Annotated in this window: 11 protein-coding genes; 9 read left to right on the top strand and 2 right to left on the bottom strand. The window is 36.5% G+C overall.

The annotated features are described in order from the left end of the window. The 5 genes from HMPREF2644_RS00145 to cpdB all read left to right on the top strand — a co-directional run. Positions 1 to 3021, top strand: a 3021-nt coding sequence (locus tag HMPREF2644_RS00145; RefSeq protein WP_070828146.1) for a TonB-dependent hemoglobin/transferrin/lactoferrin family receptor, incomplete at its 5' end; no start/stop codon positions are given. A 455-nt stretch (positions 3022 to 3476) separates the two neighbouring features. After that, on the top strand, positions 3477 to 4181 hold the full coding sequence (gene pepE / locus HMPREF2644_RS00140; protein WP_070828145.1) for a dipeptidase PepE: 705 nt from the start codon (positions 3477 to 3479) through the stop codon (positions 4179 to 4181). Between the two features lie 17 nt (positions 4182 to 4198). Then, positions 4199 to 5494, top strand: a complete 1296-nt coding sequence (gene dcuC / locus HMPREF2644_RS00135) for a C4-dicarboxylate transporter DcuC (RefSeq protein ID WP_070828144.1) — start codon at positions 4199 to 4201, stop codon at positions 5492 to 5494. Between the two features lie 70 nt (positions 5495 to 5564). After that, on the top strand, positions 5565 to 6836 hold the full coding sequence (locus HMPREF2644_RS00130; protein ID WP_065251651.1) for a M20 family metallo-hydrolase: 1272 nt from the start codon (positions 5565 to 5567) through the stop codon (positions 6834 to 6836). Between the two features lie 93 nt (positions 6837 to 6929). Continuing rightward, a complete protein-coding gene (gene cpdB, locus HMPREF2644_RS00125) occupies positions 6930 to 8903 on the top strand; it encodes a 2',3'-cyclic-nucleotide 2'-phosphodiesterase (protein WP_005690153.1) in 1974 nt (657 codons plus the stop codon). A 108-nt stretch (positions 8904 to 9011) separates the two neighbouring features. Here the strand turns inward: cpdB and HMPREF2644_RS00120 are convergent, their stop codons facing one another. Then, positions 9012 to 9404 carry a MerR family transcriptional regulator gene (locus HMPREF2644_RS00120; protein WP_005690151.1) on the bottom strand — a complete coding sequence of 131 codons (393 nt, stop codon included), beginning with the start codon at positions 9402 to 9404 and terminating at the stop codon, positions 9012 to 9014. A gap of 24 nt (positions 9405 to 9428) precedes the next feature. Further along, entirely contained in the window at positions 9429 to 10106 is a 678-nt protein-coding gene (locus tag HMPREF2644_RS00115) for a cation diffusion facilitator family transporter (protein ID WP_005657907.1), read from the bottom strand. A 507-nt stretch (positions 10107 to 10613) separates the two neighbouring features. On the opposite strand from HMPREF2644_RS00115, the gene mnmG reads away from it, so the two are divergent. From mnmG to fusA, 4 genes are all read left to right on the top strand, one after another. Next, the gene (mnmG, locus tag HMPREF2644_RS00110; protein WP_070828143.1) at positions 10614 to 12503 is read left to right on the top strand and encodes a tRNA uridine-5-carboxymethylaminomethyl(34) synthesis enzyme MnmG; all 1890 of its coding nucleotides are present in this window, start codon (positions 10614 to 10616) and stop codon (positions 12501 to 12503) included. Between the two features lie 181 nt (positions 12504 to 12684). Then, positions 12685 to 13059: a 30S ribosomal protein S12 gene (rpsL, locus tag HMPREF2644_RS00105; protein WP_005543325.1), complete on the top strand. Its 375-nt coding sequence runs from the start codon at positions 12685 to 12687 to the stop codon at positions 13057 to 13059. Positions 13060 to 13216: 157 nt separating this feature from the next. Then, the gene (gene rpsG / locus HMPREF2644_RS00100; RefSeq protein ID WP_038440497.1) at positions 13217 to 13687 is read left to right on the top strand and encodes a 30S ribosomal protein S7; all 471 of its coding nucleotides are present in this window, start codon (positions 13217 to 13219) and stop codon (positions 13685 to 13687) included. Between the two features lie 83 nt (positions 13688 to 13770). Then, a complete protein-coding gene (gene fusA, locus HMPREF2644_RS00095) occupies positions 13771 to 15873 on the top strand; it encodes an elongation factor G (RefSeq protein WP_070828142.1) in 2103 nt (700 codons plus the stop codon). The last annotated feature ends 94 nt before the right edge of the window (positions 15874 to 15967 follow it).

The raw sequence follows: 15967 nt of genomic DNA, 5'->3' as shown, positions 1-15967 counted from the left end.
AACCAAAATAGTAATGCTTCTGAACAACTAGAGCAAATAAATGTATCTGGCTCAACCGAAAATAGTGATACAAAAGCTCCGCCAAAAATTGCCGAAACTGTAAAAACAGCTAAAAAATTAGAAAAAGAACAAGCACAAGATGTTAAAGATCTCGTGCGTTATGAAACAGGAATTACTGTCGTAGAAGCAGGACGCTTTGGAAATAGTGGCTTTGCAGTTCGAGGAGTGGAAGAAAACCGTGTAGCCGTTCAAATAGATGGACTGCATCAAGCGGAAACTATCTCTTCACAAGGGTTTAAAGAATTATTTGAAGGATATGGAAATTTTAATAATACGCGTAATAGCGCAGAAATAGAAACGCTAAAACAAGTTACAATTCGAAAAGGAGCTGATTCTTTAAAATCTGGTAGTGGGGCATTAGGTGGTTCAGTAAGTTTTGATACAAAAGATGCTAGAGATTATTTACTTAACAAAAATTACTACGCTTCCTATAAAAGAGGCTATAACACAGCAGATAACCAAAATCTTCAAACGCTCACTCTTGCTGGGCGTTATAAGTATTTTGATGCAATTGCGATAATTACATCACGTAAAGGTCATGAATTAGAAAACTATGGTTATAAAAATTATAACGATAAAATTCAAGGAAAAACGAGAGAAAAAGCAGATCCTTATAGAAGAACCCAAGATAGTGCACTTTTAAAAATTGGTTTCCAACCAACAGAAAATCACCGTTTCTCAGTTGTTGCAGATTTATATAAACAAACTTCTAAAGGTCATGATTTTTCTTATACTCTAAAACCAAACACGGAGTATATGACATATGATGAAGAAGAATTACGTCATACTAACGATAAAGTAGAACGTAAAAATATCGCTTTTGTTTATGAGAATTTTACTGAAACACCATTTTGGGATACCTTAAAAATCACCTATTCCCACCAAAAAATTACTACAAGCGCAAGAACAGACGATTATTGCGATGGGAATGACAAATGTGCCTTGGCGGGAAATCCGCTTGGAATGAAATATAATCAGGATAATCAACTTGTTGGAAAAGATGGTAAACCTGCTGTTTATAAAAACCTTGACAGTAAAAAAACAATTCAAGAAGAACTTCCTTTAACTAAAAAAGGAAAATGGCGACACGAAAAAGTTGATTGGGATGTTCTCAGAAAAAAATATCCAAATGTAAAAATTTACCCATTTTGCTTAGAAGATGATAAAGATACTAGCAATGTTTGTACTTATGAAATCACAATTTCCAAAAAAGAAAACACCTTTGAAATCAATGGTAAAAAATACGATCTTTTATCTGAAGCAGATAAAAACGTTATCTCTGATCAACAAAGATTGCCGACTAACGTCAGTTATCTTTTTAGTTGTGATGCCTTAAATTGTAATGAAAGAAAAATAAAAGGCTTTAACAAAGATGGAGCTACTGTAGATATTCCTTTTGAGGTAATTGAAAAAGATGGCAAAAAATATGCCAAAACAAAGGCTGAATCCAATGATCAGCTATCTGGTCCATACCTATTTATGCCAAATAAAAAGGGTTATCAGGCAAACCTTTGGTCGCAACGTGACTTAACAAGTGAAACCAAACAAATTAACCTTGACTTAACAAAACATCTAGAATTAGGTAAAACACAGCACGATTTGTCTTATGGTGGTTTATGGTCTGAAATGGAAAAATCAATGACCAATCTAGCTGGAGATACTCCTCTAAATGTAAAATGGTGGGCTCAATATCCACATAATTGTGCGACCTTTTCGCCACCAATGGCTCCTAATGCGAAACCAACGTTAAATCCAGAACGGACTAGTACATTATGTAATAATGTCAATGTGTTCTCTTTCCTCATTCCAGTGAAAACGAAAAAAGGTGCGTTATATTTTATTAATGATTTCCGTGTGAATAACTATGTAGCTTTTAATTTAGGTTATCGTTATGATCGAGTGAAATATGAACCAGAATATATTCCTGGAAAAACACCAAAAATCCCTGATGATATGGTGACAAATCTTTATATCACCACACCAACATTTGATGCACGTAAAGCAGATTCAGATCCTGATGAATTATCAAAAAAAGAAGCCAATGCTGCAGCAAATATTAAAGAAATTGCACAACCGAAAAAATTTTCTGCAAGTTCCTACTCTTTTGGTACAACACTTGATCCGTTAAATTGGTTACGTTTACAGGCAAAATATAGTAAGGGATTCCGAGCACCAACAAGTGATGAAATCTACTTTACATTCAAACATCCAGATTTTTCTATTCGACCAAATAGAGATCTTCAACCAGAAACAGCAAAAACCAAAGAGTTATCTTTAACTGTGCATAATGACATGGGATATATTACAACTTCTGTTTTTGATACCAGATATCAAAACTTTATTGATTTATCCTATCAAGGGAGTCGTGAGGTTCATGGGCACTCAAAACTAATACCATTTCATTTTTATCAAAATGTAAATAGACCAAATGCTAAAGTAACTGGTTTTGAAATTGCTTCACAAATATCCTTAGGAAATATTACTAAATTATTCAATGGTTTCAGTTTAAGCTATAAATACACCTATCAAAAAGGCAGAATAAATGGCAATATACCAATGAATGCAATTCAGCCTAGAACAGCTGTTTATGGAGTAAGTTATGTTCACCCTGATGATAAATATGGTCTAGATCTTTATATCTCTCATGCATCAGCTAAAAATGCAGAAGATACTTATAATATGTTCTATAAAGAAGAAAAGAAAAAAGACAGCACAATTAAATGGAGAAGTGAATCTTATACAACCATTGATTTGTTAGGATATATCAAACCAATTAAAAATCTTACTTTAAGAGCTGGTGTGTATAATTTAACTAATAGAAAATATATTACTTGGGATTCAGCGAGATCAATTCGACCATTTGGTACAAGTAATATGATTAATCAAGATACGGGATTAGGTATAAACCGTTTCTATGCACCTGAACGAAACTATAGAATGTCAGTTCAGTTTGAATTCTAACCTGTTGTAAAAATAAAATACGAGGATTTCCTGTTTAGATTGAGTTTGACACTCATATAACAGGAAATCCTCATTTTTTATTGTGAAGTTTTATTTTTCACATAGTTTTTGTATGTAGATAATCTTTCCTTACTAAATGCTTTTTCTAAAACAAGAAATTGCGTTGCTGATAACATATAATCCTACTTATCACTTGACATTTGAATTATTTAACCATAGACTCCGCCCCGACGATAGGGAACGTTGGTCACTGATAGCATTATCACCCCCCCCTACAATATTGAGACAAAGCCACCTAAAAGGTGGCTTTTGTCATTTTTAATTTCTGAAAAGCATCGTTTTCAACTAAATCAATAATGCTACGCAATTCATAAAAATCCAGCTTTTATGCTGGATTTTGTTTTTAGCTTAGGCATAATAGCAATAACTTTTCATCCCTAAAAAGGATTATAAATATGAAAAACATGTTACTGCTCAGTAGCTCAAAATACAAGAACACAGGTTATCTTGAACATACCCTACCTTGGTTACAAAATTTCCTGACTGATTATCGTGGTAAAACAATTGCTTTTGTGCCTTATGCTGGGGTACGCCGCACTTTTGATGAATATGAAAAAACTGTGCAAAATGCACTTTCTGATTTAGGGATGAATATTGTTTCCGTTCATCATGGTAAACAGCATCGAGATATTATTGAACAAGCAGATATCATCGCTATTGGCGGCGGGAATACATTTTGTTTGTTAAAACAACTTTATGAACACAATTTGATTGATATCATTCGTGAAAAAGTGAATAACGGTACGCCTTATTTTGGTTGGAGTGCTGGGGCAAATGTAGCTGGTGTATCCATTATGACAACTAATGATATGCCGATTACTTATCCTCCTTCATTTCAAGCATTACAGCTTTTTCCTCATCAAATTAATCCGCACTTTATTTCAGGTAAAATGCAAGGCCACAATGGTGAAAGCCGAGAAGAACGTTTAGCAGAATTTTTACTCGTTAATCCAACCGCACTTGTATATGCATTGCCTGAAGGTTCTGCACTTCATATACAAAATGAAATGGCAACTGTGTTGGGTGAAAATCCTATTTTGTGCTTCAGTGAAAATATGGAATGTGGCACATTTGATATCAATACAACTTTTTCTTATTAACTTAAAAGGAACATATAATGGAATTATTCAAATCCATCGTTGCAGTGATTGGCATTATTGCCACAATTTATTTTCTGATTAAAAAAGCCGAAACCCGAACAGTTTTAATTGGTGTCGGTTTAATAATGTCCATTCTAACGCTTAATCCAATGGGCGCATTAGATGCTTTTGCCAAAAGCATGACATCTGGCGGATTAATTATGGCTATCTGTTCCAGTATGGGTTTTGCTTATGTAATGAAATACACTCAATGTGATACTCATCTAGTGCATTTACTTACCAAACCATTAAGCGGATTAAAATTCTTCTTAATTCCGATTGCAACAGTCATCACCTTTTTCATCAATATTGCTATTCCTTCTGCTGCTGGTTGTGCTGCTGCGGTTGGAGCAACATTAATTCCTGTTTTAAAAAGTGCGGGTGTTCGACCAGCTACTGCTGGTGCAGCTATTTTAGCAGGGACGTTTGGATCAATGATGAGCCCTGGTTCTTCTCACTCAGCAATGATTAGTGAAATGTCAGGTTTAACCATTACACAAGTCAATCTTTCTCACGCACCTTACAATATAATCGCAGGTGCAATAGGTGCTATTGTTTTAACAATTCTTGCGCTTGTTTTTAAAGATTATGGTGAACAACATCGCCAAGCTTATCTTGCAGAACAAAAAGAAAGTGAAATTAAAGTTGTTGAAGGCGTCAATGTACTTTATGCCCTTGCACCATTAATACCATTAGTTATTTTAGTAATTGGTGGAACGTCATTACAACAAGTACCGGGTCTTGAATGGACTAAAATGGGCGTTCCTCAAGCGATGCTTATTGGCGCAATTTACGGCATTATAGTAACTCGTATTTCCCCAGTAAAAATCACTGAAGAATTTTTCAATGGTATGGGAAATTCTTATGCAAACGTACTTGGTATCATCATTGCAGCCAGCGTATTTGTAGCAGGATTAAAATCTACGGGTGCGGTTGATGCTGCAATTTCTTTCTTAAAAGAATCCAACGAATTTGTACGTTGGGGTGCAACAATTGGACCATTCTTAATGGGCTTAATTACAGGCTCTGGCGATGCAGCAGCGATTGCCTTTAACACTGCCGTCACGCCACATGCTGTAGAACTCGGCTACACTCACGTAAATCTTGGTATGGCAGCAGCGATTGCTGGTGCAATTGGTCGTACAGCTTCACCAATTGCAGGCGTAACTATTGTTTGTGCAGGTCTTGCGATGGTAAGCCCTGTAGAAATAGTAAAACGTACCGCACCAGGTATGATACTTGCTGTTTTATTCTTAGCATTATTTATGTTGTAAAAATAGTAAAAAATTGACCGCACTTTATTTAAGTGCGGTCTGTTTTTATAGACTTTTAAAGGAGAAAAAAATGAATTTAGATTTAAATCAACTTGTTAAATGGCGTCGTGAATTTCATCGTTTCCCAGAAATTGGTTGGAGTGAATTTTGGACAACTTCTCGTATTGCGGATTACTTGGAAGACTTAGGTTGTTTTGAAATTTTTCTTGGTAAACAGATTATAAACCCTGAATTTGTTCGTGGACGAAAACAAGCCGTAGTAGATAAAGGCTTAGCTAATGCAAAAGCCTATGGAGCCAATGAAAAATGGCTCGAAAAAATGGAAGGGTACACTGGTTGTGTAGCATTATTTGATTCGGGTAAACTAGGGAAAACTATCGCGTTACGTTTTGATATAGACTGTGTGAATGTAACGGAAACGCACTCACCAGAGCATATTCCAAATAAAGAAGGTTTTGCCTCAATTAACGATGGTTTTATGCATGCTTGTGGACATGATTCACATATTACAATAGGTTTAGGCGTTGCATTATGGATCGCTCAGAATAAAGATAAACTCACTGGAAAAGTAAAAATTGTATTCCAACCAGCAGAAGAAGGTGTTCGTGGTGCAGCAGCCATTGCACAAAGTGGCATAATTGATGATGCAGATTATTTTGCTTCTTCACACATTAGTTTTTGTGCGAATACAGGCACTATTATTGCTAATCCAAGAAATTTTCTTTCCACAACAAAAATTGATATTCGCTATAAAGGTAAACCTGCACATGCAGGTGCTGCCCCCCATTTAGGTCGTAATGCTTTATTAGCTGCAGCGCATACAGTCACTCAACTTCATGGTATTGCACGCCATGGTGAAGGCATGACAAGAATTAATGTGGGTGTGCTAAAAGCGGGTGAAGGAAGAAATGTCATTCCATCCTCTGCTGAATTACAATTAGAAGTGCGGGGAGAAAATAAAGCAATTAATGAATACATGACTGAACAAGTCATGCAAATAGCTAAAGGTATCTCCATAAGTTTTGATGTCGCATATGAAACTGAAATTGTAGGTGAAGCCGTGGATATGAATAACGATGTTGAACTTATAAAACTCATCGAAGAAATATCTCTTGAACAACCACAAATAAATAACGTAAATTCAGATTATGCTTTCAATGCAAGTGAAGATGCGACTATTTTAGGTAGACGTGTACAAGAACATGGAGGCAAAGCTATTTACTTCATTCTTGGTGCAGATCGCACAGCAGGTCATCATGAAGCTGAATTTGATTTTGATGAAAATCAATTGCTTACAGGAGTTAATATTTATACTTCTTTAGTACAAAGATTATTAGCTTAATTAAATAAAAATATTTTTACTCCTTTCTTTTAAGAATCCGCTATTTTTCTTAGAATAAAGGGAATATTTACTCACCCTAATAAGGAAAACTCTATGATGAACAGACGTCATTTTATTCAAATTGGAGCAACTAGCATCCTAGCGTTAAGTGCAAACCGTTTTGCGATGGCAAAAGGAAAGAGCGATGTTGATTTACGCATTGTGGCAACAACAGATGTTCATAGCTTCTTGACCGATTTTGACTATTATAAAGATGCACCAACCGATAAATTCGGTTTTACTCGTGCAGCAAGCCTTATTCGTCAAGCACGTGCTGAAGTGAAAAATAGTGTATTAGTAGATAACGGTGACCTAATTCAAGGTAATCCAATTGCAGACTATCAAGCTGCACAAGGCTATAAAGAGGGTAAATCTAACCCTGCGGTCGATTGTTTAAATGCGATGAATTATGAAGTGGGTACATTAGGTAACCACGAATTTAACTATGGTCTCAATTATCTTGCAGATGCCATCAAACAAGCTAAATTCCCAATTGTGAATGCGAACGTAGTAAAAGCGGGGACAGAAGAACCTTATTTCACACCTTATGTCATTCAAGAAAAATCTGTGGTGGATAATAATGGCAAAACACATAAATTAAAAATTGGTTACATCGGCTTTGTGCCACCGCAAATTATGGTTTGGGATAAAGCGAACCTTCAAGGTAAAGTGGAAACCCATGATATTGTAAAAACAGCGCAAAAATATGTACCTGAAATGAAGAAAAAAGGGGCTGATATTATCGTTGCATTAGCTCACACAGGCCCATCTGATGAACCTTATCAAGAAGGTGCTGAAAACTCAGCATTCTATCTAGCTGATGTACCACATATTGACGCCGTTATTTTTGGTCACTCACACCGTTTATTCCCAAATAAAGAATTTGCGAAATCACCAAATGCAGACATCGTAAATGGTACCGTAAAAGGCGTACCAGAAAGTATGGCTGGTTACTGGGCAAATAATATCAGCGTGGTGGATTTAGGCTTAACAGAACACAAAGGCAAATGGATTGTTACCTCTGGAAAAGCGGTACTTCGTCCAATCTATGATGCTAAAAATAAAAAAGTGCTTGCAGAAAATGACCCAGAAATTACCGCACTTTTAAAACCAGTTCACGAAGCGACACGTAAATTTGTTTCTCAACCTATTGGTAAAGCAACAGATAATATGTACAGCTTCTTGGCGTTGGTGCAAGATGACCCAACCATTCAAATTGTAAACCAAGCACAAAAAGCATACGTTGAAAAAGTGGCACCAAGTGTGGCAGAAATGGCTGGTTTGCCTATTTTAAGTGCAGGTGCTCCATTTAAAGCGGGTGGTCGTAAAAATGACCCAACGGGCTATACCGAAGTAAATGAAGGTAAATTAACTTTCCGTAATGCTGCGGACTTATATCTCTATCCAAATACATTAGTAGTTGTTAAAGCAACAGGCGAGCAATTAAAAGAATGGTTAGAATGTAGTGCAGGTATGTTTAAACAAATTGACCCTACAAGTGACAAACCTCAATCATTAATTGATTGGGAAGGTTTCCGCACTTACAACTTTGATGTAATTGATGGAGTCAATTATGAATACGATCTAACCAAACCTGCTCGTTACGATGGAGAATGCAAATTAATCAACCCAGAATCTCATCGTGTAGTGAATCTCACTTATCAAGGTAAACCAGTTGATCCAAAAGCAGAATTTTTGATTGCAACTAATAACTATCGTGCTTATGGCAATAAATTCCCGGGTACTGGTGATAAACATATTGTTTACGCTTCGCCTGATGAAAGCCGTCAAATTTTGGCTGATTATATTAAAGCAACCAGTGAGAAAGAGGGTTCAGTCAATCCAAATGCGGATAAAAACTGGCGTTTTGTGCCTATCACAGGTAACGATAAATTAGATGTCCGTTTTGAAACATCGCCAAGCGAACAAGCAGCGAAATTTATCGCAGAAAAAGCACAATACCCGATGAAACAGGTGGGTACAGATGAAGTTGGATTTGCTGTATACCAAATTGATTTATCTAAGTAATAATTAGAAAAATAAAATGCCGCCTAAATATCTAAAATTTAGATGGCATTTTTTCTTCTAAAGTGCGGTCAAATTTTTAAGTATTTTCATGAATCTATCTTCTTTCTTTTACAAATTGCATTCGCTTTTCAACCCTTCTATTGCTTTACATTCTTCTTCATTATGTTCATTTTCGGTAACAATAGACTGCAAAAAAGCTTTAATTTCTAATAATTGAGATATTTTATTTTCTACTTGAATAAGCTGATTAAGTACTAATTGATCTGCTTGATAATGATCTTTCGTACTAAATCTAATACGATTGAGTTCCCGAATATTCTCTAAAGAGAAGCCCAACATTCGACATTTTTTAATAAAGTTTAATTGCTCTATACTCTCTTCATCATAAAATCGATAACCATTAGCCAATCGCTTAGATGGAGGTAATACTCCTTGTTTCTCATAGTAGCGAATAGTTTCAATATTAGTATGTGTAGATTTACTTAATTCATTAATTTTCATTATTTCCTCAAACAATTTTTTACTTTAATGAGAATGATCATTCGGCAATGAATTGTCATCGCTACTATATAAGGATTTAATAGCTTGAAAAACTGTAGAAATACCGCTTTGTAATACAAAAATGCTTAAGATACCACTAGCAACTACATCAACCCACTGCCAATTTAACCACCAAGCACTTATTCCTGCAATAATAGCAACAACCGAACCAAATAAATCTACTAAAACATGCAAATATGCTGCACGAATATTCAAATTATGGCGATTACTTTTTAGCATTATAAAAGCTACCAACAAATTAATCCCAAACCCTAGTAAAGCTACACCTAACATTGGCAAAGCGGCTATTTCTATCGGAGCCTGCCAACGTGTTACAGCCTCAATAAAAATCCAAATAGCGACCCAAACTAATGAAATTCCATTGATTAAAGCTAACCATTTTTGCCATTTTAGACTTAAAAATAACCCAATCCATGCTAAAAAAATAGATAAACTATCATTTGCCATATGCCCAGCATCAGCCATCAAAGTAAGGCTGTTAAACCAATATCCCCCTAGAAATTCAACAACCATATAAAAGGTAATAATTGCAAAACTGATGCCTAATACCATTTTATTTTTAGAAATTTGACTATGAGGGCAAGATGCATGCTGCTGATATTCTTTAGGAGTATAATTTTTTACTAGAGAAACTTCTTTCATTTTATTTCCTTAACTATTTGATTTGAAAGAAGCATAAAACCTGTAGTAACTACAAAGTCAAATCATAAAACTTACATTTAATAAAATTAATTATTTAAAAAAAGCTAAATTATAGAGATTTCAATAAAAATTCATTTTTATCTGTGGATAACTCATAAATAATCTGTCATAAAACTGTTTTTACTCACTTGATAACTTTGAGAAAAAATAAAGTTGTTAATAACTTTCCATTTTACACACAAGATTTTTAAAGAAAATGATCGCATTTTCACAAGATCTTTAGATCCTATAACACCAGTTTCCGTAAGGATCTAATAAGTTTACTCACAATTACAAAGGATCTTAATAGTAACAATAATAAGATCTTTATATATAAAAAAAGAGATCTTATTTACTAATACAAACCTGATCTTTCAAAGGATCAATAGATCCATTCTTTTTTTGTCAGGTGTTTTAAATTTCTGTAGAATAACGCCAATTTTTTGATCCGAATAAATAGAGATAGATATGTTTTACACTGAAACTTATGATGTGATTGTGATCGGTGGTGGCCATGCGGGTACAGAAGCTGCGCTTGCACCAGCTCGAATGGGATTAAAAACCCTTTTATTAACACATAATGTAGATACTTTAGGGCAAATGTCTTGTAATCCTGCAATTGGTGGGATCGGTAAAGGTCATTTAGTAAAAGAAGTAGATGCTATGGGTGGTTTGATGGCGCATACTGCAGATAAAGCAGGAATTCAATTTCGTACTTTAAATAGTAGTAAAGGTCCAGCAGTACGTGCTACTCGAGCTCAAGCTGACAGAGTTTTATATCGTCAAGCTGTTCGTACAGCATTAGAAAATCAACCTAATTTAGATATTTTCCAACAAGAAGCGACAGATATTCTAATTGAGCAAGATCGAGTTACAGGCGTTAGCACAAAAATGGGATTAATTTTTCGTGCTAAATCAGTGGTATTAACTGCAGGTACTTTCTTAGCCGGTAAAATTCATATTGGTTTGGAAAATTATGAAGGTGGTCGTGCTGGAGATCCTGCTTCTGTAAATCTTTCATATAGATTAAGAGATCTCGGATTACGTGTAGATCGCCTTAAAACAGGTACACCACCACGTATTGATGCACGCACGATCAATTTTGATATTTTAGCTAAACAGCATGGTGATGCGGTGTTACCTGTATTTTCTTTTATGGGATCGGTATCTGATCACCCGCAACAAATTCCTTGTTATATCACCCACACTAATGAACAAACCCATGAAGTGATCCGTAATAACTTGGATCGCAGTCCAATGTATACTGGTGTGATAGAAGGGGTCGGCCCACGTTATTGCCCATCCATTGAAGATAAAGTGATGCGTTTTGCGGATCGTAATTCACATCAAATCTATTTGGAACCAGAAGGATTAACCAGTAACGAAGTGTATCCAAATGGGATTTCTACCAGTTTGCCATTTGATGTGCAAATGGGTATTGTTAATTCTATGAAAGGTTTAGAAAAAGCTCGCATTATCAAACCAGGTTATGCCATTGAATATGACTATTTTGATCCACGTGACTTAAAACCAACGTTAGAAACAAAAGCTATTTCAGGTTTATTCTTCGCAGGTCAAATTAACGGTACAACGGGTTATGAAGAAGCAGCGGCACAAGGCTTATTGGCGGGGATTAACGCAGGTCTTTATGTACAAGAGAAAGAGGCATGGTATCCACGTCGTGATCAATCTTATACTGGAGTATTGGTTGATGACCTTTGTACGCTCGGTACTAAAGAACCGTATCGTGTATTCACTTCTCGTGCTGAATACCGTTTGTTATTACGTGAAGACAATGCAGATATTCGTTTAACGCCAATTGCCCATGAATTAGGTTTGATTGATGAGGCTCGCTGGGCACGCTTTAATCAAAAAATGGAAAAGATTGAGCAAGAACGCCAGCGCTTACGCAGCATTTGGCTGCATCCGCGTTCTGAATATTTAGAAGAAGCCAATAAAGTGCTTGGCAGTCCACTTGTGCGTGAAGCCAGCGGTGAAGATTTATTACGCCGTCCAGAAATGACCTACGATATTTTGACTTCTTTAACGCCATACAAACCGGCAATGGAAGATAGAGAAGCCGTAGAACAAGTAGAAATTGCTATTAAATATCAAGGCTATATTGAGCATCAACAAGAAGAAATTAAAAAACAAAAACGCCACGAAAATACGGCTATTCCAGCTAACTTTGATTACAGCAAAGTGTCTGGTTTATCTAATGAAGTACGTGCGAAATTGGAACTACATCGTCCGGTTTCCATTGGTCAAGCGAGCCGAATTTCAGGTATAACGCCTGCTGCTATTTCAATTATTCTGATTAATTTGAAAAAACAAGGCATGCTAAAACGTGGGGAATAAAGTTTTTTATTGAAAAACAAAAGTGCGGTAAATTTTAATCTAGTTTTAAGCCTGGAGTATATTGTTTAATTATTGACAATAAAGCGTAAAACTATTAGAATTCGCCGTCTATTTCTGTATAGAAGTAGATTTTTTGAACAACATTCTATTATTGAATAACATTTAAACTGGAGCTTTTTTAATGGCAACTATCAACCAGCTAGTACGCAAACCGCGTGTGAAAAAGGTTGTAAAAAGCAACGTTCCTGCATTAGAGGCTTGCCCGCAGAAACGTGGTGTATGTACTCGTGTATATACTACAACTCCTAAAAAACCAAACTCAGCGTTACGTAAAGTATGTCGTATCCGCTTAACTAACGGTTTTGAAGTAACTTCTTATATTGGTGGTGAAGGTCACAACCTTCAAGAACACAGTGTTGTATTAATCCGTGGTGGTCGTGTTAAAGACTTACCAGGTGTGCGTTACCACACAGTACGCGGTGCATTAGACTGCGCAGGCGTTAAAGATCGTAAACAAGGTCGTTCTAAATACGGCGTTAAACGTCCTAAAGCTTAATGGTTCTCCGTTAAGTAAGGCCAAACGTCTAAATTAGCAAAAAAATTTAAACCATAAACTCCAGTCAAAAAGCACTTTGTGCTGCAAATTTTCTCAAAGAGAAATATTGCTGATGGGTTTTGGATATCCTGAAGATTAAAATACGGAGAAATTCGCAATGCCACGTCGTCGTAGTATTGAAGCACGCAAGATTCTTCCAGATCCGAAGTTCGGTTCAGAATTACTTGCAAAATTTATTAATGTAATCATGGTAGACGGTAAAAAATCCGTTGCTGAATCAATCGTTTATGGTGCTTTAGAAACTTTAGCACAACGCACAGGTAAAGAACCTTTAGAAGCGTTTGAAGTTGCACTTGAAAACGTACGTCCAACTGTTGAGGTTAAATCTCGTCGTGTTGGTGGTTCTACTTACCAAGTACCAGTTGAAGTGCGCCCTGTACGTCGTAACGCATTAGGTATGCGTTGGATCGTTGAAGCAGCACGTAAACGTGGTGATAAATCAATGGCTTTACGCCTTGCAAACGAATTATCTGATGCTTCAGATAATAAAGGTGCAGCAGTTAAAAAACGTGAAGACGTTCACCGCATGGCTGAAGCTAACAAAGCATTTGCTCACTACCGTTGGTAATAAGTTTTTGAATTTAAAGGGCTTCATCATTGATGAAGCCTTACCCTTATATAAACTGATATTAAATAAACAAGGTTATAATAATGGCTCGTACAACCCCTATTGAAAGATATCGTAATATCGGTATCAGTGCGCACATTGATGCGGGTAAAACCACTACTACTGAGCGTATCTTATTCTATACTGGTGTTAGCCACAAAATCGGTGAAGTGCACGATGGTGCAGCAACGATGGACTGGATGGAACAAGAACAAGAGCGTGGTATCACCATTACCTCTGCGGCAACAACTGCATTCTGGTCTGGTATGTCACAACAATTCCCACAACATCGTATCAATGTTATCGATACTCCGGGACACGTGGACTTTACTGTTGAAGTAGAACGTTCTATGCGTGTTCTTGATGGCGCAGTAATGGTTTACTGTGCGGTTGGTGGTGTTCAACCACAATCTGAAACCGTATGGCGTCAAGCTAACAAGTATGAAGTTCCACGTATTGCGTTCGTAAATAAAATGGACCGTACTGGTGCGAACTTCTTACGTGTTGTTGAACAATTAAAAACTCGCTTAGGTGCTAATGCTATTCCTCTTCAACTCCCTGTTGGTGCAGAAGAAAACTTCACAGGTGTAGTTGATTTGATCAAAATGAAAGCGATCAATTGGAATGAAGCAGACCAAGGTATGACTTTCACTTATGAAGAAGTGCCTGCTAATATGCAAGCAGACTGTGAAGAATGGCGTCAAAACCTTGTTGAAGCGGCAGCTGAAGCGTCAGAAGAATTAATGGAAAAATACTTAGGTGGCGAAGACTTAACTGAAGAAGAAATTAAGTCAGCATTACGTCAGCGTGTATTAGCAAATGAAATTATTTTGGTAACCTGTGGTTCTGCGTTCAAAAACAAAGGTGTTCAAGCAATGCTTGATGCAGTTGTTGAATACCTACCAGCACCAACTGATATTCCTGCTATTAAAGGTATCAATCCAGATGAAACTGAAGGTGAGCGTCACGCAAGTGATGAAGAACCATTCTCTTCATTAGCATTTAAAATTGCAACTGACCCATTCGTAGGTAACTTAACATTCTTCCGTGTATATTCTGGAGTGATTAATTCTGGAGATACAGTATTGAATTCTGTACGTCAAAAACGTGAACGTTTTGGTCGTATCGTACAGATGCACGCTAATAAACGTGAAGAAATTAAAGAAGTTCGTGCAGGTGACATCGCAGCTGCTATCGGATTAAAAGATGTAACTACTGGTGATACATTATGTGCAATTGATGCGCCAATTATCCTTGAGCGTATGGAATTCCCAGAGCCAGTAATCTCTGTTGCGGTAGAACCAAAAACTAAAGCTGACCAAGAAAAAATGGGCTTAGCATTAGGTCGTTTAGCACAAGAAGACCCTTCATTCCGTGTTCACACAGATGAGGAATCTGGTGAAACCATTATTTCTGGTATGGGTGAGTTGCACTTAGATATCATTGTTGATCGTATGAAACGTGAGTTCAAAGTGGAAGCCAATATTGGTAAACCACAAGTATCATACCGTGAAACTATCCATACTCGTGTTAATGATGTAGAAGGTAAACACGCTAAACAATCTGGTGGTCGCGGTCAATATGGTCACGTTGTTATTGACTTATATCCATTAGATCCAGAAGGCCCTGGTTATGAATTTGTAAACGAAATCAAAGGTGGTGTAATTCCTGGTGAATACATTCCAGCCGTTGATAAAGGTATTCAAGAACAACTTAAATCTGGTCCATTAGCTGGTTACCCAGTAGTTGATCTTGGTGTACGTTTACACTTCGGTTCATACCATGATGTGGATTCATCTGAGTTAGCATTTAAACTTGCTGCGTCTTTAGCATTTAAAGCAGCATTCTCAAAAGCAAACCCAGTATTACTTGAGCCAATTATGAAAGTTGAAGTTGAAACTCCACCTGAATATGTTGGTGATGTAATTGGTGATTTAAGCCGTCGTCGTGCTATGGTTAACGGTCAAGAAGCGAACGAGTTTGTTGTTAAGATCGATGCTGAAGTTCCACTTTCTGAGATGTTCGGTTATGCAACAGATTTACGTTCACAAACTCAAGGTCGTGCATCATACTCAATGGAACCGTTAAAATATGCTGAAGCTCCAACAAGTGTGGCAGCTGCAGTAATTGAAGCGCGTAAAAAATAATTTTTGTAAACCAGCGGTGTAAAATATGATTGTTTTATACCGCACTTCTTAGGAAACATTAGCAATGTCTAAAGAAAAATTTGAACGTACAAAA

Origin of the sequence: Haemophilus sp. HMSC071C11 (assembly GCF_001837655.1) — a bacterium.
GTDB classification, from domain to species: domain Bacteria; phylum Pseudomonadota; class Gammaproteobacteria; order Enterobacterales; family Pasteurellaceae; genus Haemophilus; species Haemophilus influenzae.
This window is presented reverse-complemented; position numbering and strand designations above follow the sequence as displayed.